The 22,737-nt window shown below is 64.0% G+C and carries 16 protein-coding genes and 1 tRNA gene; 8 read left to right on the top strand and 9 right to left on the bottom strand.

Translation table 11 applies throughout. The annotated features are described in order from the left end of the window. Positions 1-185: 185 nt before the first annotated feature. Positions 186-1,388 carry a hypothetical protein gene (locus tag A9762_RS17695; protein ID WP_069343330.1) on the top strand — a complete coding sequence of 401 codons (1,203 nt, stop codon included), beginning with the start codon at positions 186-188 and terminating at the stop codon, positions 1,386-1,388. Between the two features lie 94 nt (positions 1,389-1,482). Here the strand turns inward: A9762_RS17695 and A9762_RS17690 are convergent, their stop codons facing one another. Both A9762_RS17690 and A9762_RS17685 read right to left on the bottom strand, forming a co-directional pair. Then, positions 1,483-2,223, bottom strand: coding sequence for a substrate-binding domain-containing protein (locus A9762_RS17690; protein WP_069343358.1), 741 nt, complete (start codon positions 2,221-2,223; stop codon positions 1,483-1,485). A 201-nt stretch (positions 2,224-2,424) separates the two neighbouring features. Continuing rightward, the gene (locus A9762_RS17685) at positions 2,425-3,744 is read right to left on the bottom strand and encodes an MFS transporter (protein ID WP_069343329.1); all 1,320 of its coding nucleotides are present in this window, start codon (positions 3,742-3,744) and stop codon (positions 2,425-2,427) included. Between the two features lie 363 nt (positions 3,745-4,107). Here A9762_RS17685 and A9762_RS17680 point away from each other — a divergent pair, with 363 nt between their 5' ends. Together A9762_RS17680 and A9762_RS17675 are read left to right on the top strand one after the other, a co-directional pair. Next, a complete protein-coding gene (locus tag A9762_RS17680) occupies positions 4,108-5,076 on the top strand; it encodes a LysR family transcriptional regulator (RefSeq protein ID WP_069343328.1) in 969 nt (322 codons plus the stop codon). A gap of 119 nt (positions 5,077-5,195) precedes the next feature. Further along, positions 5,196-5,624, top strand: a complete 429-nt coding sequence (locus A9762_RS17675; protein WP_069343327.1) for a hypothetical protein — start codon at positions 5,196-5,198, stop codon at positions 5,622-5,624. Between the two features lie 27 nt (positions 5,625-5,651). On the opposite strand, the gene A9762_RS17670 is transcribed toward A9762_RS17675, so the two are convergent. The 5 genes from A9762_RS17670 to A9762_RS17650 all read right to left on the bottom strand — a co-directional run bounded on the left by A9762_RS17670 (position 5,652) and on the right by A9762_RS17650 (position 13,947). Continuing rightward, positions 5,652-6,374, bottom strand: a complete 723-nt coding sequence (locus tag A9762_RS17670; protein WP_069343326.1) for a GntR family transcriptional regulator — start codon at positions 6,372-6,374, stop codon at positions 5,652-5,654. A gap of 47 nt (positions 6,375-6,421) precedes the next feature. Next, positions 6,422-10,024, bottom strand: a complete 3,603-nt coding sequence (gene uca, locus A9762_RS17665) for an urea carboxylase (protein WP_069343325.1) — start codon at positions 10,022-10,024, stop codon at positions 6,422-6,424. Between the two features lie 12 nt (positions 10,025-10,036). After that, positions 10,037-11,968: an allophanate hydrolase gene (gene atzF / locus A9762_RS17660; protein WP_069343324.1), complete on the bottom strand. Its 1,932-nt coding sequence runs from the start codon at positions 11,966-11,968 to the stop codon at positions 10,037-10,039. A 252-nt stretch (positions 11,969-12,220) separates the two neighbouring features. Then, on the bottom strand, positions 12,221-13,408 hold the full coding sequence (locus A9762_RS17655; protein WP_069343323.1) for an alpha-hydroxy acid oxidase: 1,188 nt from the start codon (positions 13,406-13,408) through the stop codon (positions 12,221-12,223). Positions 13,409-13,473: 65 nt separating this feature from the next. Next, positions 13,474-13,947: an Lrp/AsnC family transcriptional regulator gene (locus A9762_RS17650; protein WP_058377695.1), complete on the bottom strand. Its 474-nt coding sequence runs from the start codon at positions 13,945-13,947 to the stop codon at positions 13,474-13,476. A gap of 270 nt (positions 13,948-14,217) precedes the next feature. On the opposite strand from A9762_RS17650, the gene A9762_RS17645 reads away from it, so the two are divergent. Both A9762_RS17645 and A9762_RS17640 read left to right on the top strand, forming a co-directional pair. Continuing rightward, positions 14,218-15,306, top strand: coding sequence for a porin (locus tag A9762_RS17645; protein WP_069343322.1), 1,089 nt, complete (start codon positions 14,218-14,220; stop codon positions 15,304-15,306). 279 nt (positions 15,307-15,585) lie between these two features. Continuing rightward, positions 15,586-17,070, top strand: a complete 1,485-nt coding sequence (locus A9762_RS17640) for an amino acid permease (protein ID WP_083254035.1) — start codon at positions 15,586-15,588, stop codon at positions 17,068-17,070. A 162-nt stretch (positions 17,071-17,232) separates the two neighbouring features. Here the strand turns inward: A9762_RS17640 and A9762_RS17635 are convergent, their stop codons facing one another. Next, complete coding sequence (locus tag A9762_RS17635; protein ID WP_069343321.1) at positions 17,233-17,985, bottom strand: CerR family C-terminal domain-containing protein; 753 nt, start codon at positions 17,983-17,985, stop codon at positions 17,233-17,235. Between the two features lie 148 nt (positions 17,986-18,133). Here A9762_RS17635 and A9762_RS17630 point away from each other — a divergent pair, with 148 nt between their 5' ends. Genes A9762_RS17630 through A9762_RS17620 form a run of 3 tightly spaced genes read left to right on the top strand, consistent with a single transcriptional unit; the run spans position 18,134 to position 22,460 of the window. Beyond that, complete coding sequence (locus tag A9762_RS17630) at positions 18,134-19,414, top strand: HlyD family secretion protein (protein WP_170836268.1); 1,281 nt, start codon at positions 18,134-18,136, stop codon at positions 19,412-19,414. Further along, complete coding sequence (locus A9762_RS17625; protein ID WP_069343319.1) at positions 19,407-21,005, top strand: DHA2 family efflux MFS transporter permease subunit; 1,599 nt, start codon at positions 19,407-19,409, stop codon at positions 21,003-21,005. The genes A9762_RS17630 and A9762_RS17625 overlap by 8 nt, the downstream gene beginning before the upstream one ends. Positions 21,006-21,011: 6 nt before the next feature. Next, positions 21,012-22,460 carry an efflux transporter outer membrane subunit gene (locus tag A9762_RS17620; RefSeq protein ID WP_069343318.1) on the top strand — a complete coding sequence of 483 codons (1,449 nt, stop codon included), beginning with the start codon at positions 21,012-21,014 and terminating at the stop codon, positions 22,458-22,460. Between the two features lie 200 nt (positions 22,461-22,660). Here the strand turns inward: A9762_RS17620 and A9762_RS17615 are convergent. Further along, a tRNA-Arg gene (locus tag A9762_RS17615) sits at positions 22,661-22,737 on the bottom strand.

The raw sequence follows: 22,737 nt of genomic DNA, 5'->3' as shown, positions 1-22,737 counted from the left end.
CTTGACACGTCATTCTCTGCCAAACCCGCGACAAATGCCGAAGGAAAAATATCGCTCGCCCGGCGGCGATCCCAATGCGCGTGCCCCGACATTGAGAAGAACACCCAAAAATTTCGCCATTCCATTGAATCTCGTCCCGACGGCTTCTAGCTTTGTCAAACCGATCAACGGAACAGGAACGAATGATGAAGCGTCTCGTCGTGACAACCGCCCTGCTGGCGCTGTGGGTTTGCGCAGTTCCCAATGCCGCGTCGAAAGCCACGATCGCGAAATCGCCACCTGCGACGACGCAGGTGCCGCAGCCCGCCACCGCGCCCGGGCCTCGAACGGATCTGAAAGGCACCAAGACCTTGCTGATCGTCCCGGTCAGTTTCACCGACTACCCATACGGGGACGTCAAGCTCACCCAGAACATCGTATTCGGCGTCACCCGCAACTTTCAGCCGTTCAACTTCCGACAGTATCTGCACGACGTTTCACGCACCCATCTGTTGCTGTCCGATGGCTTTCAAGGGACGGGAGCTCACCCGCTGCCCGCTATCGTCAAGCTTGGCGGCGTGCCCCCCGCCTGCGATCCGAAAGCCATCATCAAGGCGACGCAGGACGCACTCGCCGCCAGCAAGACAGACACCGATCGCTTCGACTATGTGCTGATCGACGTCTCCTCGACCATCAAGGCATGCACCGGCAAGGACTACGCCGCGCCGTCGGAGAAGTGGATGGTTTCCATGGGACTGAGCAAGGTCGAAACGCTTGCCTACCTCTTCGGACGAGCGGCGGGATTCGCCGATGCGAAAACGGTTGGGAACTGCGCCGTCACACAAGGGAAATGGCGACTCAACGATCGGTGCGCTACGTCGAGCGCAATGGACTGGAGTGATCCGATGTCGCCGGGACACAAGGGCATGTATCCGGTCAGCTATCAACTTTATGCGGGCTGGCTGAAAGACACGGACAACCCGATCGTCGCCGGTGCGGATCTCGATCGATCGCTCCCGCTCGCGCGCATCTGGGAGACGCGATCGAAGAAACCGGTTGGGAAAACACCCCCTGCCGAAGCCCCCGTGGGATATCGGATTGCGCGCAAGGATGGGTCTTTTCTACAAATCGAGTACCGGCGTCCCTATGAAGTTTTCGAGGAGTGGAATCCGACTGCCGCATTAGCCAAAGGGGTGACGATACGTATCACCCGGGTCCAGGCGCGGTCCATCGCCAGCGCCATTGTCGATCCGACGAACGCCGGATCGGGACCTGTCCAGACGTCTCTGCTCGCCGGACAATCCCTCTCCGATGATCTTTCCGGAAAGACGATCACGGTGGAAAGCGTCGACGCCAATGTGGCGAAGCTCCACATCAAGTCGATCAGCGATGTCCCCGCCGCGCCCTGATCGCAGACGGACACCGTGCTGAATCGAACGTGGCCCGGAAATTCCGGACCACGTCGTCGCGTCACGCGTTCGGACAGTTTCCTGTGTCAGTGTCTCAGTGCGTCAGCGGATCCAGACCGGTGGACTCGACATCCTTGGCGGCCGACGGCGCTGCCATGTACGTGAGCAACTTCTTGCCCTCGTCCGGATGCGGCGCCGTCACCGGCACGCCACCCGCAAAGCGCGTGACCGATTGCAGCGACTCGGGAATCTTGCCCGCGTAGGCGATGCCCTTCACCGGCAGCAGTTCGCTCACCTGTTGCAGCCCGATGGCGTAGTCACCCGCGGCGACCTTCTCGGCCACCGGTGTCTTCTGCACCATCACCGCCTTGCCGCGCATTTCGTCGGCAATGCCCAGCTTCTTGAACAGTTCGCGCTCGACATACACGCCGCTGGCGCTGTCCGAGTACGCCACCGACTTCGCTGCCAGCAACGCCGCCTTGAGCTTCTCCGGCGTGCTGACGTCGGGCACCGTGTCACCCGCCTTCACCACCACGCCGATGCGCGAATCGGCGAGATCGACGCGCGAATCCGCACGCACCTTGCCCGCCTTGATGAGATCGTCGAGCGCGTAGCCGACCATGATGACGACGTCGGCCGACTCGCCACGTGCCAGACGATTGGGAATCGCCTCGGGCGCGCGGCCCATCGACGGCCCCCACGCCGTGTCGACGTGATCGCCGCTCGCCGCTTCGAACTTCGGCAGCAGCAGCTTGTACGCCGCCGTGAAGCCGCCGGAGTTCATCACCCGCAGGTCTTCCGCTTGCGCGGCGCTCGCGCCGAACAGCGTCGCCATGACGACACCCGCGCCGGCCGCGGCCAGCAAACGACGAACCGTACGCGCGCGCGTCGGAGCACCAGGAATATTCATGATGTTGTCTCTCTGAATTTTGCTTTTGATGACGCCGGAGGCAGGAAGGCATCCGGCAGGGGAAAGCGAGGAAAGCGAAGGCACGGCGCACCGCAATATGGGTGCGCCGGTTGCCGTCTATCCGGATTAGCCGGCAGCGAGTCCCGTAGGCGTGCGTCCCTGATCGCCACGACGGTTGCGATAGAGCGCCAGCGTCGCGCAAATGGCGCACAGTGCCGCGAAGCTCATCCAGTAGCCGGGGGCAGCCTTGTCGCCCGTGGCGTGAATCAGGTACGTCGACAGTGCCGGCGTGAAGCCGCCGAACAGCGCCGTCGCCAGACTATAGGCCAGCGAGAAGCCTGCCACGCGCACGTCTGGCGGCATGACTTCCGTCAGCGCCGGGATCATCGCGCCGTTGTACATGCCGTACAGGAACGACAGCCACAGCAGCGCGATCAGCATGCGCGTGAAGCTCGGGGCCTGCACCAGGAACGAGAGCACCGGATAAGCCGTCACCAGCGTGAGTCCGGCGAACAGCAACAGCACCGGACGACGCCCGATACGGTCCGACAGCGAACCGCCGATCGGCAGCCAGATGAAGTTCGACACCCCCACGCACAGCGTGACGAGCAGCGCGTCGGCGCTCGACAGGTGCAGCACGCTCTTGCCGAACGTCGGCGCGTAGACGGTAATCAGGTAGAACGCCGTGGTGGTCAGCGCCACGAGCATGGTGCCGCCGATCACGACGCCGAGATTCGACGCCATCGAACGGAACACTTCCTTCACCGACGGATGACGCTTGCGTTGCTTGAACTCGTCGCTCTCTTGCAGCGAGCGGCGCAGCGCGAAGATCACCGGCACGATCATGCAGCCCACGAGGAACGGCAGACGCCAGCCCCACGATGCGATCTGCTGGGCCGTCAGCGTGAGCGACAGCGTGAAGCCGAGCGCCGCCGACACCACGATGGCCACCTGCTGACTGGCCGATTGCCAGCTCGTGTAGAAGCCCTTGCGACCCGGCGTGGCGATTTCCGCCAGATACACGGACACGCCGCCGAGTTCGGCACCGGCCGAGAAGCCCTGCAACAGACGACCGATCAGCACCAGCACCGGCGCGGCGAGACCGATGGTCTCGTAGCCGGGCACGAACGCGATGAGGATGGTGCCGCTCGCCATGATGCCCAGCGTGGTGACCAGCCCTTTGCGTCGGCCGACGTTATCGATGTACGCGCCCAGCACGATGGCGCCGAGCGGGCGCATCAGGAAGCCCGCGCCGAAGACGGCGAAGGTCAGCATGAGCGAGGCGAATTCGCTGTCCGTCGGGAAGAAGACGCGGGAAATCTGGGTGGCGTAGAAACCGAACAGGAAGAAATCGAACTGCTCGAGGAAGTTACCGGCCGTGACGCGCAAGACTGCGCCGGCTTTCGATTGGCGACGCGAAACCGCGTCTTGGGGGCGCTGTGACATGCGCTGTCTCCGTGTTGCCTGCGGCCCGGGGGGTCGGACCGTCAGTATTCGTCGCACTGCGTCTCTGCCAGGGACGTGTCAGACCGTCACGGACGCTTTTTGATCAGCCTTCAATGGTGCGCCGGAAGTTCCACGCTTGTGAATTGCAATTTTTGGAAAGATTGATGCGCACACGCTATCAATCGTACGATGCTAATGCACCAACCGAGCGGTAACACGTTACACTCGCGCCGCACCGGATATCGTCCTTTTCCCCGGCTATCAAGGGTTTCGGCGCTATCCGGTACCTGATGACGCTTTCCGGCCCGTTTTGGCACCACCGGGTATCTGCCGCTGCTTGCACGGCTTTCATCTCCTCATGTCATGGCGATCAACTTCGATCTGAACGATTTGCAGGCCTTTCGCGCGGTAGCGCAACTCGCGAGCTTTCGCCGCGCGGCCGAGTCGATCCACATTTCCCAGCCGGCCCTCTCGCGTCGCATCGACAAGCTCGAAGACGCGCTGGGCGTCAAACTCTTCGAGCGCAGCACGCGGCGCGTGGCGCTGACCAACGTCGGCCGGGCATTTGCGCGCGATGCCGAGCGGATTCTCGACGATCTGGACAACGCGCTGCTCGGCATTCGCGACGTGGCGTCATCGAGCCTCGGGCACGTGACCATCGCCTGTGTGCCGTCGGCCGCGTACTACTTCATGCCGCAGGTGATCTCGCGCTATCACAAGGCGTTCCCGCGCATTCGCATCTCGGTGCTCGACGCGAGCGCCAACGAAGTGCTGGCCGCCGTGGTGAACGGCGACGCCGACTTCGGCCTGAATTTCATCGGCAGCCAGGAACCGAACATCGAGTTCAAGTTGCTGTTGCAGGAGCGCTATGTCGCCGCGTGCCGGCGCGATCATCCCCTGGCGGGCAAGAAGCGCGTGACGTGGCGCGAGCTTTACGAGTACGACTACATCACCGTCGGCAAGGTCTCCGGCAACCGGCTGCTGCTCGATCAGGCGCTCACGGGGCTGCCGCAGCGCCCGCCGAGCATCTGCGAGACGCAGCACGTCACCACGATGATCGGCCTTGTCGAGGCGGGGCTGGGGGTGGCGGCAGTGCCGACGATGGCGATGCCCGGCGGCGACCATCCGGTGCTCACGAGCGTGCCGCTGGTCGATCCGGTGGTGACGCGCCGGGTGGGCCTCATCCACAGCAAATCGCGCCCGCTCTCACCAGCGGCCGCGCAGTTGTATCGGTTCGTGGCCGAAATGAAGACGGGCTCACGCCGCCGCGCGAGTGGCGAAGTGGATGCCGCAGAGACCTCGGACCCGGGCGGTATCGTCGATTCGCGCTGATTGCACCTGTCGAAACACTTTGTTACCTGTCTTACGAGAAGTGAAACATTGGGTCGACGGCAGCGCGGCGAGGCGTCTTTATACTTGCGTCGCGTCAATCCGATTCTTACTCAAGACTCATGTTCAAGCGAATTTTCCCGATGGTGGCGCTGGCCACCCTGGCTGCAACCACCTCTCTGACGGCCACGGCCGGTGATATGAACAATGCCCTCGGCGGTGCGCTGGGCGGCGTGGCAGGCGCGGCGGTCGGCGGCGCGCTGGGCGGTAGCACCGGTGCGGTGCTCGGCGGTGCTGTCGGCGGTGGCGCCGGCGGCGCGATGACGTCGAACCGTCGCGAGCGCACGGGCGCGATCATCGGCGGTGCACTCGGCGGCGGTGCCGGCACGGCCGCCGGCAATGCGATGGGCGGCCGCTCAGGCGGTCTGATCGGTGCCGCAGTGGGCGGTGGCGCAGGTGCCGCGCTCGGCGGCAACATGTCGCGCTCCAGCTCGTATGACGACGATCACTATCGCGGCAAGCGTCGCGGTCATCGCAAGCACCATCATTGATGGCGCGCGGGGGGCCGGCAGTCGCCTTCAGCCTCCCTCACCCTCCCGGGTCGCATAGCGTTCGCGTGCGGCCTGCATCATGTACAGCGTGATGCGTTTGACCTCCGCCTGACTCTCCGCGATGTGCGCACCGATCATCTGCTGCGCCAGCGTCGCGTCGCCTGCGAAGATCGCCGTGAGAATCTCGCCGTGCTCCTTGTAGGTCGCGGCGATACGCGGCTTCTTGGTGAAGTCCAGTCGCCGAATGATGCGGATCTTCTCCGTCACCTCTTCGTGCATGCGGGCCATCTCCTGATTGCCCACGGCCGCCACGAGCCGCGCGTGAAACGCTTCGTCCATGGCAGCCACCGTCGCCGGGTCTTCCAGTTGCTGCTTTACCGGCACGCACCAGGTCTCGCGCAGGGCGTCCAGACGCGACGCCGCGTCTGCCGCCACGATCTTCGCGATGGCGGTCGTCTCCATCATCACCCGAATCTCGTAAAGGTCCTCGAAGTACTTGAAGTCGAAGGCTCGCACCTGCCAGCCACTGCGAAAGTGCACTTCGACGTAGCCCTCGCGCTGCAACCAGAACAGCGCCTGCCTGACCGGCGTGCGGCTGACCTGCATGCGCGTGGCGATATCGCCTTCGCTGAACCGATCGCCGGGCAGCAGACGGAAATCGAAGATGTCCGTCTTCAGCTGCACGTAGATTTGCGCCGCGAGGTTGCTTGCGCTCTTGGCCACATTGGCCGGGGGAAGGTTGTCCGTCATTGACGTTCGACTCGATGAATCCGGTGAAAACGTTTTGGAGAAGACGCTCATACTAACGACACCAACGGTTCTCCTGCGTTGATCGTCATGCCCGGCATGCAGTGGAACTGTCTCACGGTGCCGTCACACGGCGCACAGACCTGAAACTCCATCTTCATCGCCTCGAGGATCAGCAACGGATCGCCCGCGCTCACACTCGCGCCCGGTGTAGCGAGCAGCTTCCAGACACTGCCGGAAATGTCCGCCGACACGGTCGACCCGCTCAGGTCGATGGCCTCGGCGCGTGCACCACTGGCGTGCGCATCGGCATCATCGGCGCCGGTATCCAGCGCCCAGCGAGCGACTTCCGCCTCGAAGGCATCTTGCTGCTTGTCGTGGAACGCTGCGAGTTCGGGTTCGATCCGCGCGAGGAAGTCATTGTAGGCGCCGAGATCGAAAACCTCCTCCTCGATGCGAACCGCGCTGCGGCCCTCCCGGAAGTCGTTACGCAGCGTATCGAGTTCCGCTTCGCTCACCGGATAGAAGCGTACCTGATCGAAGAAGCGCAGGAGCCACGGCTTGCCGTCGACGAACACCTCGTTCGTCAGAAACTTGTTCCAGATCGGCAGCGTACGTCCCACTAGCTGGTAGCCGCCCGGCGAGTCCATCCCGTAAATACACATGTAGACGCCGCCGATGCCGACGGTGCCCTCCGCCGTATAGGTCCGTGCCGGGTTGTACTTCGATGTGAGCAAGCGGTGACGCGGATCCACCGGCACGGCGCAGGGCGCGCCGAGGTAGACGTCGCCCAATCCGAGCACCATGTAGCTCGCGCTGTAGAGCACGTCGCGCACGTCGTCGACCGAGTCCAGACCGTTGATGCGCCGCATGAATTCGGTGTTGCTCGGCAGCCAGGGCGCCGTGTCGCGCACCGACTGGCGGTAGCGTGCGACGGCATCGAGCGTGGCCGAATCTTCGAACGCCATCGGCAGGTACACGACGCGGCTCGGCACCTTCATCGTCCGCACGTCGGCGAGCGAAGCGTCGGCAATGCGCAGCGCCTCGACGAGCGCGCGCTGCGGAATCACCCGTGAGTCGTAGCGCACCTGAAGCGAGCGCACACCGGGTGACAACTCCAGCACGCCGGGCACGGCATGCGTCTTCAGTTCCTCCATGAGCGCATGCACCCGGAAGCGCAGATTCAGGTCGAGCACGTTCTCGCCGTACTCGATCAGGAGGTACTTGTCGCCCGCCTGACGGAAGACGGTCTTCGGATGCGCATCCTGCTCCGGCGCTTCGAACAGAATCGGCTCACCACGGCCCGCACGGAATACGGGATCGAGCGTCGCCGTGGTCGGCCAGTCGGCGAGGAATGCGTCCTGCGCGCGTTCGAGGGCGAGGGCGTCGTCGAACGTCATCTCATGGAAACGAATCTTGTCGCCCGGCTTGACCTGACCGACCTTCCACAACTCGGCTTTGACGATGGTCGCCGCGCAGACAAAGCCACCGAGGCTCGGGCCATCGCGCGTGAGGATCACCGGCATGTCGCCGGTGAAGTTGATGCTGCCGATGGCGTACTCGCAATCGTGCACGTTCGACGGGTGCAACCCTGCCTCGCCGCCGTCGGCACGCGCCCAGCTCGGCTTCGGGCCGCTCAGACGGATACCCAGACGGTTCGAGTTGTAATGCACCTCCCACTCGCTCGCGAAGAACGTCTCGATCGACTCGGCGGTGAAGAAGTCCGGTGCGCCGTGCGGACCGTACAGCACGCCGATGTCCCACGTCTTGCCGTAGGTCGGCACGAGCGTATCTGGCAACGCCGACGGTGCGTGCTGCGGTGCGAGTGCCGCACATGCGGGCAGCGTGATATCGGCGATGGACAGCACGTCGCCCGGGCGAAGCGTGCGCCCGGCGTGACCGCCGAACTGGCCGAGTGCGAACGTCGAACGGCTGCCGAGATAGACGGGCACGTCGAAACCGTGGCGCACGGCCAGATAGGTGCGGCAGCCGCTCGCGGCGCGTCCGATGCGCAACGTCTGACCGGCTTTCACGGTGATCGGCGCCCAGAACGTCAGTGGTTCGCCATCGAGATTGCCATCGGTCGGCGCGCCCGTGAGCGCGATGACGGTGTCGACATGAAAACGCAGCGTCGGTCCGAGCACGGTGGTCTCGATGCCCGCCGCTTCGGGCGCGTTGCCCACGATGCGGTTGGCCAGACGGAACGCCCAGTCGTCCATCGGCCCGGAAGGCGGCACGCCAATGTCCCAGTAGCCGACACGTCCCGGATAGTCCTGCACCGTCGTGTAGGTGCCGGGCTCGACCACTTCGACGACCTGCGGACGATAGACGAAGCTGTCGAGATAGCGCGTCGACACGTCGCCCGCGACGAAGCCTTCGCTGTCGATCACGTGACGCAGGTAGTCCAGGTTCGTCGAGATCCCTGACAGTCGCGTGTCCGCCAGCGCCTGCTTCATCTTCGCGATGGCGGCCGCACGGTTGCCCGCGTGCACGATCAGCTTCGCGATCATGGGATCGTAGTGCGCCGAGACTTCGGTGCCGGTGTCGACCCAGCCGTCGACGCGCACGTCTGCCGGGAAACTGACTTCGGTCAGCGTGCCGGGGCTCGGGGCGAAATTGCGCAACGCGTTCTCGGCGTAGATACGCACCTCGATGGAGGCGCCCTCGGACGTCACCGGCCGATCCAGCGACGGCGGCTCACCGGCGGCGGTGCGAATCATCCACTCGACCAGATCGACGCCGGTCACGCATTCGGTGATGGCGTGTTCCACTTGCAGGCGCGTGTTCACTTCGAGGAAGTAGAACGCCTGTTGCGCTTCGTCGTAGATGAACTCGACGGTGCCGGCGGAACGGTAGTTCACCGAGCGTCCGAGACTCGCGGCGGCCGACAGCAAACGCTCGCGCACGTCTGCGGGCAGATTCGGCGCGGGCGTCTCTTCAACGACTTTCTGGTTGCGCCGTTGCAGCGAGCAATCGCGCTCGCCCAGCGCAAGCACGTTGCCCCGACCGTCGCCGAAGATCTGCACTTCGACGTGACGCGCGCGGTCCACGAAGCGCTCGACGAACACGCCGCCGTTGGAGAAGAACGATTGCCCCAGACGTTGCACAGAAGCGAACGCGGCGACGAGTTCGGCTTCGTCGTTGCAACGCGTGAGGCCGATGCCGCCACCGCCTGCCGTGCTCTTGAGCATCACGGGGTAGCCGATGGTACGGGCCGCCTCACGCGCGGCGTCGATATCGGCGAGCAACCCCGACCCCGGCGTGAGCGGCACGTCGGCGGCTTGCGCGAGTTCACGGGCGGCGTGCTTGAGGCCGAATTGCGCCATCTGCCGGGCAGTCGGGCCGACGAAGGCGATGCCTTCCGCCTCGCATCGCTCGGCGAATTCGGCGTTCTCGGACAGGAAGCCGTAACCCGGGATGATGGCTTGCGCGCCCGTCTGTTTGGCCGCCGCGATGATGAGGTCGGCTTTTAGGTAACTCTCGGCGGCGGTGTTGCCCCCGAGTGCGACGGCGACGTCGGCCGCGCTCACGTGCAGACTGTTTCGGTCGGCGTCGGAATAGACGGCAACGGCGCGGATGCCCATTCGCTTGAGCGTGCGAGCGATGCGACAGGCGATTTCACCGCGGTTGGCGATCAGAACGGTATCGAACATTGGGGGGCTCTCTCAGGCGGCGGACGGCGTGGAACCGCTGGTGGACTTGCCAACGTTGGTGAGGTCGGCGAGGCTCGTGAGGCTAGCGATATAGGATGCCCAGCCACCGAAGGCCGTGATGTCCTTCGCCTCATGCAACCCGAACGGCTCGCAGATGAAGCCCTTGACCTGACGTCCGTCGGCCAGCGTGACGGTGCCGATGCCCAGCGGTGCGGGCACACCGGCGACGAACGACCCGAATTCAGCGGATGGCACGTCCCACAACTCCAGTCGAATCTGCGCACCGTCGTCGGTACGCAGCAATCCCGGCTTCGGCGGCGAGGTGTTGGCAAGCGCGAACAGGCGGTAGTTGGCAGACGTCGTCGTGCTCTCGACGAACTGCGCGCCGCGACTCGTCAACTCGTGGTTGAGCGGCATGCCGCGAAGGTGCGCGCCGACGACCGCGACGCGGATGGTGGCGGCAGGAGCGGAATCGGTCGCGGGGGCAAAGGCGGCATCATTCGCCGGGCGTGCCGAGGCGGGAGTGACCAGGGGGGCTGGCGGATGCGGCACGGCGATATCGTCTGCCGGCAGCGGCTGCCCCGTCGCACCTCGCGTCAGACCGGTGGCGCGATGCCATTCGCCGGCGAACTCGGCGAGCGCGCGTTCACGCCAGGCATCGGCGATGAACGTGATGCCGAACGGCAGTCCGTCATCGCGCAAACTGGCGGGCACGGAGAACGCGCTCCAGTCCAGCAGGTTCACGAAGTTGGTGTATTTGCCGAGGTGACTGTTCAGACGCACCGGATCGGCCAGCAGTTCGTCGATCTTGTAGTGCGTGGGGGCCGTCGGCACGAGCAAGGCGTCGAAGGGGGCGAGTATGGCATCGGCGCGGCGTTTGAGATCGGCCAGTCGGTACATCGATGCGAACGTGTCTGCGGCGGAGAAGGCCTTCGCCTTGAAGATGATGTCGCGCACGACCGGATGGATGTCGGCTTCGTTGGTTTGTGCGAAGTCGCGAATGGCGGCGTAGCGTTCGGCAACCCATGCACCGTCGTACAGCAATTGCGTCACCTCGTCGAACAACGAGAAGTCGATGGGCACGCAGATCGCACCGCGCGCTTCGATCTGGGCAACGGCGTCACGGAAGGCTTTCTCGGCCAGTGCGTCACCGAAAAACTCAGGCGTTGCGGGGATGGCGAAGCGCGGAGCCGCAGGGACTTTCCAGCGCGCGGCCTGCACCGGGGCTTCGCGCGACAGGCCATCCAGCGGGTCGAACGCTGCGGCCACGTCGTAGACGAGTGCGGCATCGGCGGCGGTCGTTGCGAACACCGAGACGCAGTCGAGTGTGCGGCACGCGGGGACCACGCCGGTGTTGCTGAAAGCACCACGCGTGGGCTTGAGGCCGACGATGTTGTTCAGGCCTGCGGGGACGCGTCCCGAGCCAGCCGTGTCCGTACCGAGCGCGAAGGGCACGATACCGCGCGCGACGACGCTCGCGGAGCCCGAGCTGGATCCGCCGGAGATGTAAGCAGGATCGAACGTGTTGGTGGGAATGCCGTAAGGCGAGCGCACGCCGACAAGGCCCGTGGCGAACTGATCGAGATTGGTTTTACCGATGACGACGGCGCCAGCGTCGACGAGACGTTGCACGAGGGTGGCGTTGGTATCGGGGGCATATGCAAAGGCGGGGCACCCGGCCGTGGTCTCGAAGCCGGCGGCGTCGATATTGTCTTTCGCGGCAAACGGCACGCCATACAGCGGCAACTTGCTAATGTCGCCCCCGACGGCGGCGAGGCGCGCGTCGAGTCGCGTGAGTTGCGCCTCAAGCACGGCGGGCGTGACCGTCGAGATCCACGCGACATCGCCGGGCACAAGTGCATCAACCAGTTCACCAAGTAATTGTGCGGGCGTGGCGCCGCTGCGATAAGCGTCCAGCCACTGCGTGATTGTCCATGTGCGCATCTGGTATTCCTTCTTGTGTACAAGTTTGAGGAATACCTATGCAAGGGGTGTGCCAGACCTTGGCAATGCCAGTAAATATAAGGACGTCAGCGCAAACGCCCCGAAAGCGGGCAGCGCCGTTGTTGTGCCGGATGCACGAAGGCGGTGCGGTTTGCACAATGGACACGCACCCAAGTTTGGGGACGCACCAATAAAAAAACCGCAGCACGATGGCTGCGGTTTCGGTGTGTCGCGTGAGTGGGGAGAGTCGTGTTACGACCTGCCCGGTTCCGGGAGGTAGGGACCGATGCCTGTCGGGTAGCTGCCCGGGATCAGCATCGAGGTATCGAGACGCTCGACGTTCGTGCGGCCCGTCAGGGCCATCGTCACGTCCATCTCCTTCGCGATCACCTCAAGCGCGCGGCGCACGCCCGCTTCGCCCATCGCGCCCAGGCCGTACAGGAACGGACGCCCGATCAGCGTGCCCTTCGCGCCCAACGCCATCGCCTTGATTACATCCTGCCCAGAACGAATGCCGCCGTCGAGCCACACCTCCGTGTCGCGCCCCACGGCCGCCACGATGTCCGGCAACGCGCGAATCGTCGAGATCGCACCGTCCAGCTGACGACCGCCATGATTGCTCACCACAATGGCGTCCGCCCCGGTGTCGCGTGCCGCACGCGCATCTTCGGGATCGAGCACGCCCTTGAGCACCAGCTTGCCGCCCCAACGCTTCTTGATCCACTCGACGTCGTCCCAAGACAGACACGGATCGAACTGCGCGGCCGACCATGCGGCAAGCGACCCGATGTCGTCCACCCCTTTCGCATGCCCCACGATGTTGCCGAACGTGCGACGTCGCGTGCCAAGCATGCCCATGCACCAGCGCGGCTTGGTCATCATGTTCGCAATGTTCGGCAGCGTCAGCTTCGGCGGCGCGGACAAACCGTTCTTGATGTCCTTGTGACGCTGGCCGCTGATTTGCAGATCCATCGTCACCATCAACGCCGAACAACCGGCCGCCTTGGCGCGATCGATCAGACGCTCGATGAAGTCGCGATCGCGCATGACATACAACTGGAACCAGAACGGCGCCTTGGTATGCGCCGCCACATCCTCGATGGAGCAGATGGACACCGTCGAGAGCGTGAACGGCACACCGAACGCCTCAGCGGCACGCGCCGCGAGAATTTCGCCGTCGGCATGCTGCATGCCCGTCATCCCCGTGGGCGCCAGCGCCACCGGCATCGCCACCGACTCGCCGAGCATCGTCGTGCGTGTGCTGCGATGCTCGATGTTCACGGCCACGCGCTGCCGGAATTCAATGCCGCCGAAGTCTGCCGCGTTCGCCCGATAAGTGGATTCGGTCCAGGACCCGGAATCGACATACTCATAGAACATGCGCGGCACCCGCTGCTGCGCCAGAACCCGTAAATCCTCAATCGTGGTGATCACTGCCATGCTGCGTCTCTTCTTTTAAGAATGCATTCTCAAATTTCGAGAATAGTTAATATATTTTGTATTTTTTATTTCTGCTTCACGAGATCGACGAGCGACTGCGTGTTTTTAATTGTCTTTAGGACAATGTTCGATTGAATCGACATGACGGCCGGCGCCCGATATAGCTCATTGACGATAAAGTCGGAGTAATGCGCGAGGTTACGCGCTCTTACCGTCAAGATGTAATTGGCAGAGCCGGTGACGATGCGGGCCGTGACGACTTCGGGCCAGTTCTGCACGCACGCCAGAAACTTTTCATGCCACTGATCGACGTCCGGACGCAATGTAATTTGCACTAGCGCTTCGAACTCCAGACCGATATGCTGTGCGTCCACGATGCAGCGATATCCGGAAATCACCCCCCGGTCCTCCAGCAATTTCACCCGGCGCAGGCATGCCGATGGCGACAAGCCAACGGCATCGGCCAGTTCCTGATTGGAGATGCGGCCATTGAGTTCCAGATGGCGGAGGATGCGCAGGTCGGCAAGGTCGAGGTTCATTGGCAGAATCCATCAAGTTTTCCTGGATTCTGGCAGATCCTTCGACTCAACGCCAGTTGCCCGCTAGAAATAGCAAGCAAATTCCATTTTTGCGTTGATATGATAGCTCTCGGCCCCAGGCCGAACGAGTGATGTATTCCCGATGGGGCCGTTTCTAATATTGCAGTCGTCGTGCCGAGAAGAATCCGTAATCTCCTTTATCGGAAGGAGTCACGGATCGTTTTAAGCGTTCACCAAAAAAAACGTCTACAAGACGCACCAAGGAGACCCATGAAGTCTGCACTTCCGGCCAGTCTGGCCATTGTTTCGGCCGCTTGCGGCCTCGCCTTCAGCACCACCGCTGCCGCACAAAGTTCCGTCACGCTGTACGGGATCGTCGATCAGAGCGTGCGTTATCAGACCAACGCCAACGCCAATAACGACGCCCTCTGGCAAGTGACCAACGGCGCCGTGACCAACAGCCGCTTCGGCTTCAAGGGTTCGGAAGATCTGGGCGGCGGCATGAAGGCGATCTTCCAGCTGGAATCGGGTATCAACCCGCAGAACGGCACGCTCGCCAACAGCCCGCGTCTGTTCGATCGTTACGCATTCGTCGGTTTGCAGAATCAGTACGGCACGATCAAGATCGGTCGTCAGGCGACCGAGGCGTTCAACGTATACGGCGACTTCGATCCGCTCACGATCGGCAACTACGCCAACAACTCGTGGATGTACAACATCACGCGCGGTCGTGTGGATAACGCCGTGAGCTACGCCGGCACGTTCGGCGGCCTGTCCGTCGGCGCAACCTACGGCTTCGGCAACACGGCCGGCACGATGGCTGCAAGCAACTACTGGGGCGCACGCGCCGCCTACGCCATGGGCCCGTTCCAGATTGCCGGCGTGTATCAGGCCGCCCGCGATGCCAGCAAGCGCGTGCAGCAGATGTGGGGCCTGGGCGGTATCTACAGCGTCTCCATCGCCAAGGTGTTCGTCGGCTACATGGGCGGACGCGACCGCAGCGGCTGGCTCGACAGCACGCTCAACGATCCGGCGCACACGGTCACCACGGGTAACCTGAACGACAACCCGCGCAAGGACATGACGTTCTACCTCGGCACGACCATCCAGGCCATGCCGAACCTCGCCATCACCGGTGCGGCGTACTTCGACGACATCAAGAACATCAACGCGCAAGCGGGCGACGCCGGCTCAGGTCGTCGTTACACGTATGTGCTGCTCGCCGAGTACGCGCTGTCCAAGCGCACGCAGGTCTACGGCACCGTCGATTACAACAAGGTCAGCGGCGCCGCACGCGTCGAACTGCCGGGTAACTCGACGCAAGTCGGCGTGGGCACGGGCATCCGCCACATCTTCTAAGCGGCGCACACAGGGCGCGCATCAAGCGCATCAAACGCACGCCCTGCGCCATCCGATCCGCCAGAAGGCTTCACTTTTTGCAGTTCGTATCACCCGCCCCGGCTCCGATCGGGGCGGCGGGGCCCGCTCGCGCCTGCGATTCCGGCATCCTGGCCGCAGGCACAGCGCAGTGCATCGGCCACTGTCGTATCGCGTCGCGCAAACGGGCAATGACAAGCAATGTTGTACTCATGCAGACGCCGCGCTCATCTCGATCGTGCGGTGTCCCAGAGGTGTGTCATGACGCGTACTCCCCAGTCTCCCCAGCCGACCCGGTCCACTCAGTCGACGTCCTCGGCCAGGCCCCGCGACTTCTCGCATATCACGAAGCGCGAACAAGGCCTGCGTCGCTCGCTCACCGCGAGTCAGATGGCCATGATCGCCATCGGCGGCGCGATCGGCACCGGACTCTTCCTCGGTAGCGGTTTCGCCATCGGCTTCGCCGGACCGAGCGTGCTGATCTCCTACGCCATTGGCGCACTCATCGCGCTCATGCTCATGGGGTGTCTGGCGGAGATGACGGTCGCTCACCCGACGTCCGGCTCGTTCGGCGCGTATGCCGAGTATTACATCGGGCCGTGGGCCGGTTTTCTGGTGCGCTACGCGTATTGGTCCTGCATCGTGCTCGCCGTCGGCACGGAAGTCAGCGCCATCGCCGTCTACATGAAGTACTGGTTCCCACAGGTGCCGGGCTGGTACTGGGTCGCGGGCTTTTCCGCCGCGCTGGTGCTCGTGAACGCCATGTCGGTGAACCTGTTTGGCGCCATCGAGTATGGGTTCTCGCTCATCAAGATCACCGCCATCGTCATCTTCATTCTGATCGGCGCGTATGTGGTCTTCATCGCGCCGAACTCGGTCGCAGACGCCGCTCACTCACCCGCAGGCTTCGCCAACTACACCGCACACGGCGGCTTCTTCCCGAAGGGCCTCTGGGGCATGTGGATCGCGGTCATCATTTCCATCTTCAGTTACCTGTCCATCGAAATGATCGCGGTCGCCGCCGGTGAAGCGGAGAACCCCGAACGCGCCGTGACGCGCGCCTTCCGCTCGACGGTCGTGCGCCTCGTGCTGTTCTATCTGCTCACGCTCGCGCTGATGCTCGCCATCGTGCCGTGGACCGCCGCCGGTCAGGACGAGAGCCCGTTCGTGAAGGTGATGCAGGCCATCAACATTCCGGGTGCTGCCGGTGTCATCAACTTCGTGGTGCTGATCGCGGCGCTCTCGTCGATGAACAGCCAGCTCTACATCACCACACGCATGATGTTCTCGCTCTCGCGCGCCGGCTATGCGCCCGCCCGCTTCGGCGAAGTGAACCGTCGTGGAGTGCCGCTCGCCGCGCTGTTGCTCTCGACGGTCGGCATTGCGCTCGCGACGCTCGTGAACTTCCTGTACCCCGAGTCGTCGTTCACGTTCATGATGGCGATCTCGATGTTCGGCGCGATGCTCACGTGGATGATGATCTTCGTCACGCACTTCTTCTTCCGTCGCGCGTGGCGACGCGAATCGCATCCGCCGCTGGCGTTTCGTATGTGGGGCTTTCCGTGGCTCACACTGCTGGGCGCAGCGCTCATGGCCGCGATCATGCTCACGACGCTCTTCACCGGTGTCTTCCGCATGACGATGATCTTCGGTGTGCCGTTCGTCGCTGTCGTGCTGCTGGTCTACTTCCTCTGGTATCGCAAGCGCGATGGCGAACCGCAGGGGCGAACGGCCACGCAGTCCTGATCGCGTGACCGTGATGTGGTGACGCTGTCGTTGTCGCCGTCGCTGTCGCTGTCGCTGTCGTTATGGTTCTCGTTGCCGCGAGGCATCGGCATGCGCCGCAATGCGCTGAAATGAAAATGGGGGCACGCGTCGGTGCCCCCATTTTGTTGTGCGCCGCGCGGGTTACTTTGCTGCGTCCTTGCGTTCGCGCACGGTGCGCTCCAGCAGGTAGCGCGTCTGTTCCAGCACCGCCTCGCGCACCATGCGGTTACGCTCCGGGCTCGGCTCAGTGCCCCACCCCATCGAACAATCGACGGAGCGGCGCATCACGCGAAACGCCATGCCGAGCGTACTGATGCACACGGCACGAACGCGCATCGCTTCGTTGTCGGGTTCGACACCGGCGAGTCGCGTCACGATATTCGAGCCGACCGCCGCCAGACGGCTGGAAAAGCGATCGTGAAAGACCTTGAAGCCCGCGTCGGGCCCCAGCCCGGCCTGCTCGCGCGCCATGAACATGTGCCAGCCCTCGATCTCCGGGCTCTTCTCCATGAAGCCGCCCTTGCGGCTCTGCAACTCGCAGAAGGCGTCGATCAGTTGCTCGTCGGTCGCATTCGGATCGGCCACCACCTGCTCGGCCAACTCGATGGCTTCGCCCATCTGCCCGAGCACGAGCTCCAGGATGTACTCGATGCAAGCCTTGTACACCCCTTCCTTGTTGTCGAAGTAGTACTGAAGCGCAGGCGCGTTCACGCCCGCCGCGTTCGCGATGTCGCGCGTCGACGCCCCGGAGAACCCGAATTCCCCGAAGCATTTGATCGCCGCGAGGATGATGCGCGCACGCGTTTCCTCGCCACGTTGGTATCCCGTATCGACCGCATGTCGCGGGCGCGCGGGTGTGCTCTGAACACGCGCAGCACGTGATGTCCCAGTCATGTATCCCCTTGCTTGCCAAAACTTTCGTCAAAAATATAACACTTGACATAAATCGATCAACTGGAATAATTCTGCCAATTGGAATAATTTGAGGAAAATTCCCATGACCACCGCAGCACAGGTCAAGCCGTCGGAGTCGGTGCAGACGATGGCGCGACCCGCAGACACCCCGGCCGCCAAGGCACAGGAAAGCGCCGGAAAGCCCGACCAGACAAAGGCGCCGGCCAATCCGCGCCGCAAGAAGATGCTGCTCGGCGCGCTGGCGCTGGGGATCGTCGCCGGTCTCGGCTGGGGGGCGCACTGGTGGTTCGTAGGACGCTTCATTGAGTCGACTGACGACGCCTACCTGCAAGCCGACAGCATGACCGTCGCCCCGAAGGTCGGCGGTTATGTGACGGAAGTGCTCGTGCGCGACAACGAGACGGTCAGCGTCGGCCAGCCGCTCGTACGACTCGACGGACGCCAGTATCAGGCCGCGTATGACGAAGCCGCCGCGACCGTGGTCGCCCGTGAGGCGGACGTCGCCCGCGCGCAGGCCGAGCTGTCGCAGCACGCCGCGACCATTGCGCAGGCCCGCGCCGAACTCGACAGCGCCCGCGCCAACGCCGCTTACTCGGCGGGTCAGGTCAAGCGTTACGCCCCGCTCGTGGCGACCGGCGCCGAGACGGACGAGCGTCTGGCCGAACTGCGCAACACCAGCACCCGCGCGGACGCCTCGCTCAAGAGCAACGAGGCCAGCCTTCAGTCGACGGAGCGTCAGACGGACACCCTGACGGCCGCACTCGCACAGGCCAAGGCGCAATTGGCGGTGGCGCAGGCCAGTGCCCGCAAGGCGGAACTCGATCTGGCGGATACCGTCGTCAAGAGCACGCTCGCCGGACGCGTCGGCGACCGCGCCGTGCGCGTCGGCCAGTTCGCCCAACCGGGCACGCGGCTGCTGACGGTCGTGCCGGTACAGAACGTCTATCTGACGGCCAACTTCAAGGAAACGCAGGTCGGCCATATGCGCCCCGGCCAGCCGGTGACGATTCACGTCGACGCGTTGCCGGGCGAACCGATCCATGGCGTGGTCGACTCCGTGTCGCCGGGCACGGGCTCGCAGTTCGCCCTGCTGCCCGCCCAGAATGCGACGGGCAACTTCACGAAGATCGTGCAGCGCGTGCCGGTACGTATTCGTCTCGAAGCGCCGGAATCGTTGCGTGCCGTGTTGTTGCCGGGACTCTCGGTGACGGCGGACGTCGACACGCACCACAACGCTACGACGGCCACGACGGCCGCACCGGCCAAGCAGGCGGCACGAGCGGAACCGACACAGCTCTCGCTTAGCGCGCCGCTCGGCTCGGCGGTCGGCCCGCTCATGAACGCACCGTCGAATGCCAATGCGACCAACGCCGCAGCAACGCCTGGCAACGGAGTCCAACGTGGCTAATACTGGCGCTGGCAGCGTCACCCACGCGCCGGCGGCACCCCCCGCAGCCCCGGCAAACGCTACGGCGTCGGATTGGATCGCGGTGGCAGCCGGTGCGCTCGGCGCGTTGCTCGCCACGCTCGACATCTCGATCACGAACTCCGCACTGCCGCAGATTCAGGGGCAGATCGGCGCATCGGGCACCGAGGGTACGTGGATCTCGACCGGCTATCTCATGTCGGAAATCGTCATGATTCCGCTGGCGGCGTGGCTCACGCGCGTGCTCGGTCTGCGACGCTTTCTGATGCTCAATGCCGTCTTCTTCACGCTGTTCTCGATGATGTGCGGTGCGTCGAGCAGCCTGCCCGAAATGGTCATCGGCCGTATCGGACAGGGCTTCGCAGGCGGCGCCATGATCCCGACGGCGCAGATGATCATCCGAACGCGATTGCCACGTCACCAGATGGGCGTTGGCATGGCGATGTTCGGGCTGATCGTGCTGCTCGGCCCGCTACTCGGTCCGGTCGTTGGCGGATGGCTCACCGAAAACGCGAACTGGCGCTGGTGCTTCTTCCTGAACCTGCCGCTGTCGGCTGCCATCGTCACGTTGCTCGGGCTCGGCCTCAAGCGTGAGCCAACCAACTTGCAGGCCTTCCTCAAGGCGGACTGGCTGGGGATCGTGGGGCTGGCGATCGGACTGAGTTCGCTCACCGTGGTGCTCGAAGAAGGTCAGCGAGAACGCTGGTTCGACTCGCACATGATCATCTGGCTGTCGATACTGTCGGCACTCGGCATCGGCATGATGCTCGTGGCGCAGTTCACCGCCGAGAAGCCCATCGTCAAGCTCTCGTTGCTGGGCAACAAGAACTACGCGAGCGTGATCTACATCGTGTTCACGGTCGGAGCCGGCCTGTATGGCGTGTCGTATCTGCTGCCGCAGTTCCTCGCGACCATCGCGGGCTACAACGCGCAGCAGTCCGGCAACATCATGCTGCTCTCCGGATTGCCCGCGTTTCTGATGATGCCTTTCCTGCCTCGCCTGATCAGCCGCGTGGACATCCGTCTGCTCGTGATTCTCGGGCTGTTGTTCTTCTTCGCCAGTTGCATGCTCGACATCGATCTCACGGCACAGAGCGTGGGGCATGACTTCACGCTGTCGCAATTGCTGCGGGGTGTCGGGCAGATGCTCGCGATGATGCCGCTCAATCAGGCCTCGATGGCGGCGGTCGAAGCACAGGACGCCGGTGACGCCGCAGGCCTCTACAACATGGCACGCAACCTCGGCGGCTCCGTGGGCCTCGCGCTGCTGGGCACGCTCATCGATCGTCGCACCGACTATCACGACGCCGTGCTGCGCGAATCGCTCACCGCGAACAATCCGATGGGGCAAGAACATCTCTCGGCGAATGCGGCAAGTTTCTTCGCGCAATCGGGCGATATGGTCCACGCACAGTTGCAGGCCACGGCGCAGTTGGCCGCCGAGATCGCGAAACAGGCGAGCGTGATTACGTTTTCCGAGACTTTCTATGCACTGGGTATCGCGTTGCTGCTTTGCGTGCCGCTTGCCCTGCTGCTCAAGCAACCGGCCGGATTCTCCTCTGGCGGGCATTGATCGAACATGACTTTTTCTCTACGAACCCTGGCGGTTGCGGCCGCCTTTCTCGTCGCCGGTTGCACGGTCGGCCCCGACTATCGCGGCGCCCCCGAGGTGGCGAACGATGCGCTGCGCACCGGCGCGACGTTTGCTCACGCGGGCGAAGGCGTCGAAGCGCACACCCCGGGCGTCTCGCGCTGGTGGACAGGACTCGACGATCCGCAACTCACCGCGCTCATCGACGACGCCATCGCCAATAGCCCGGACATCCGTGCAGCGCAGGCAAAGGTGCGTCAGTCGCGTGCGAGCCTGCGCAGTCATCAGGCCGATCTGCTGCCGAAGGCGACCGTCGATCTGGCCGCCGTTCGCACGCGCTCGCCGGACCTCGGCGCGCTCACGGGCAACGGCAGCGGCGGCGGGCGCGGGCCGCTCGACCTCTACATCGCGGGCTTCGACGCGAGTTGGGAAATCGATCTGTTCGGCGGTACCCGCCGGGCGGTCGAAGCGGCGAGTGCCGACGCCGACGCCGCGTCGGAGGATCTCGCCGATGCCCACGTGCAACTCGCCGCCGAAGTCGCGCAGACCTACGTTGCATTGCGCGATCAGCAGGCGCGTCTCGCACTGGTGCGCGACTCCGCGCAGCTCGAAGGCGAGATGCTCGATCTGACGCGTCAGCGCCGGGCCGGTGGCGTGGCCTCGGAGCTGGACGTCGAACGCATCTTCACGCAAGTCGAACAGACGCAGTCGCGCGTGCTGCCGCTGGAGGCCGACGTCATCGAGTCGCTCGATCAGTTGGCACTGCTCACCGGCCGTGCGCCTGGCGCCCTGGACGACGAACTCAAATCGCCCAAGGCGCTGCCCCGCGTGCCGGCCAAGGTGGCCATCGGTGACCCGTCGGCACTGTTGCAGGCGCGTCCGGACATTCGTGCGGCGGAGCGGCGTCTGGCGTCGCAGAACGCACAGATCGGCGTGCAGACGGCCAACTGGTTCCCCAAGCTCTCGATCATGGGCGAACTCGGTTACTCCGCGCTGGACCCCGGCCATCTGCTGCGCAAGGACAACTTCAGTTGGCTGGCGTTGCCGCGTCTGCAATGGAACGCGCTCGACTTCGGACGCGTGCAGGCAGGTGTCGACGGCGCCAAGGCCGGACGCGATCAGGCACAGGCCAAGTATGAAAGCGCGGTCCTGACGGCATTGCGCGACGCCGACGTGGCATTGGCGCGCTACGGCCATCAGCGCGAAAACGTCTATCGCCTGCAAAGCGTGGAGTCGTCGGCATCGCGCGCGGCGACGCTCACGCGTCAGCGCTATCGCGCCGGAACGGCCAGCACGCTCGACTGGCTCGACGCCGAACGCACGCGCTTCTCGGCAGAGCAGGACCGGATTGCCGGCGATGCGCAACTGCTCAAGTCGTTCGTGACGTTGCAGAAGGCGCTCGGGTTGGGATGGCAGGTGAACACCACGACGGGCTGAACGGGCTGACGTTCATCGTGGACGCCCATCGATCGATGTGAGCGTCGACGGTGATGGCATGACGACGCCGAGGAAAGCGTCGTCGTGCCCCGAAGAAAGGGAATGCCAGACAGACGGCAGGTGGACGGTGCGGTAGACCGGTAGGTAAACGAAAAACGCTCCAGAAGCTTTCGCCTCTGGAGCGTTTTTGCCAACTGAGTTGGCGCGGCTGGCAGGATTCGAACCCACGACCCCTTGGTTCGTAGCCAAGTACTCTATCCAACTGAGCTACAGCCGC

The organism is Pandoraea sp. ISTKB (assembly GCF_001721285.1).
GTDB classification, from domain to species: domain Bacteria; phylum Pseudomonadota; class Gammaproteobacteria; order Burkholderiales; family Burkholderiaceae; genus Pandoraea; species Pandoraea capi.
The sequence above is the reverse complement of the archived record's forward strand: the minus strand, read 5'-3'. Positions and strand labels throughout refer to the sequence as shown.

What these genes read in the sequence shown, in the direction of transcription:
- A9762_RS17695 (WP_069343330.1), top strand. Translation starts at nt 186, where the DNA reads ATGAAGCGTCTCGTCGTGACAACCGCCCTGCTGGCGCTGTGGGTTTGC.
- A9762_RS17635 (WP_069343321.1), bottom strand. Translation starts at nt 17,985, where the DNA reads ATGACTGGGACATCACGTGCTGCGCGTGTTCAGAGCACACCCGCGCGC.
- A9762_RS17620 (WP_069343318.1), top strand. Translation starts at nt 21,012, where the DNA reads ATGACTTTTTCTCTACGAACCCTGGCGGTTGCGGCCGCCTTTCTCGTC.
- A9762_RS17690 (WP_069343358.1), bottom strand. Translation starts at nt 2,223, where the DNA reads ATGGCGACGCTGTTCGGCGCGAGCGCCGCGCAAGCGGAAGACCTGCGG.
- A9762_RS17640 (WP_083254035.1), top strand. Translation starts at nt 15,586, where the DNA reads ATGACGCGTACTCCCCAGTCTCCCCAGCCGACCCGGTCCACTCAGTCG.
- A9762_RS17630 (WP_170836268.1), top strand. Translation starts at nt 18,134, where the DNA reads ATGGCGCGACCCGCAGACACCCCGGCCGCCAAGGCACAGGAAAGCGCC.
- uca (WP_069343325.1), bottom strand. Translation starts at nt 10,024, where the DNA reads ATGTTCGATACCGTTCTGATCGCCAACCGCGGTGAAATCGCCTGTCGC.
- A9762_RS17655 (WP_069343323.1), bottom strand. Translation starts at nt 13,408, where the DNA reads ATGGCAGTGATCACCACGATTGAGGATTTACGGGTTCTGGCGCAGCAG.
- A9762_RS17685 (WP_069343329.1), bottom strand. Translation starts at nt 3,744, where the DNA reads ATGTCACAGCGCCCCCAAGACGCGGTTTCGCGTCGCCAATCGAAAGCC.
- A9762_RS17645 (WP_069343322.1), top strand. Translation starts at nt 14,218, where the DNA reads ATGAAGTCTGCACTTCCGGCCAGTCTGGCCATTGTTTCGGCCGCTTGC.
- A9762_RS17680 (WP_069343328.1), top strand. Translation starts at nt 4,108, where the DNA reads ATGGCGATCAACTTCGATCTGAACGATTTGCAGGCCTTTCGCGCGGTA.
- A9762_RS17650 (WP_058377695.1), bottom strand. Translation starts at nt 13,947, where the DNA reads ATGAACCTCGACCTTGCCGACCTGCGCATCCTCCGCCATCTGGAACTC.
- A9762_RS17675 (WP_069343327.1), top strand. Translation starts at nt 5,196, where the DNA reads ATGTTCAAGCGAATTTTCCCGATGGTGGCGCTGGCCACCCTGGCTGCA.
- A9762_RS17670 (WP_069343326.1), bottom strand. Translation starts at nt 6,374, where the DNA reads ATGACGGACAACCTTCCCCCGGCCAATGTGGCCAAGAGCGCAAGCAAC.
- atzF (WP_069343324.1), bottom strand. Translation starts at nt 11,968, where the DNA reads ATGCGCACATGGACAATCACGCAGTGGCTGGACGCTTATCGCAGCGGC.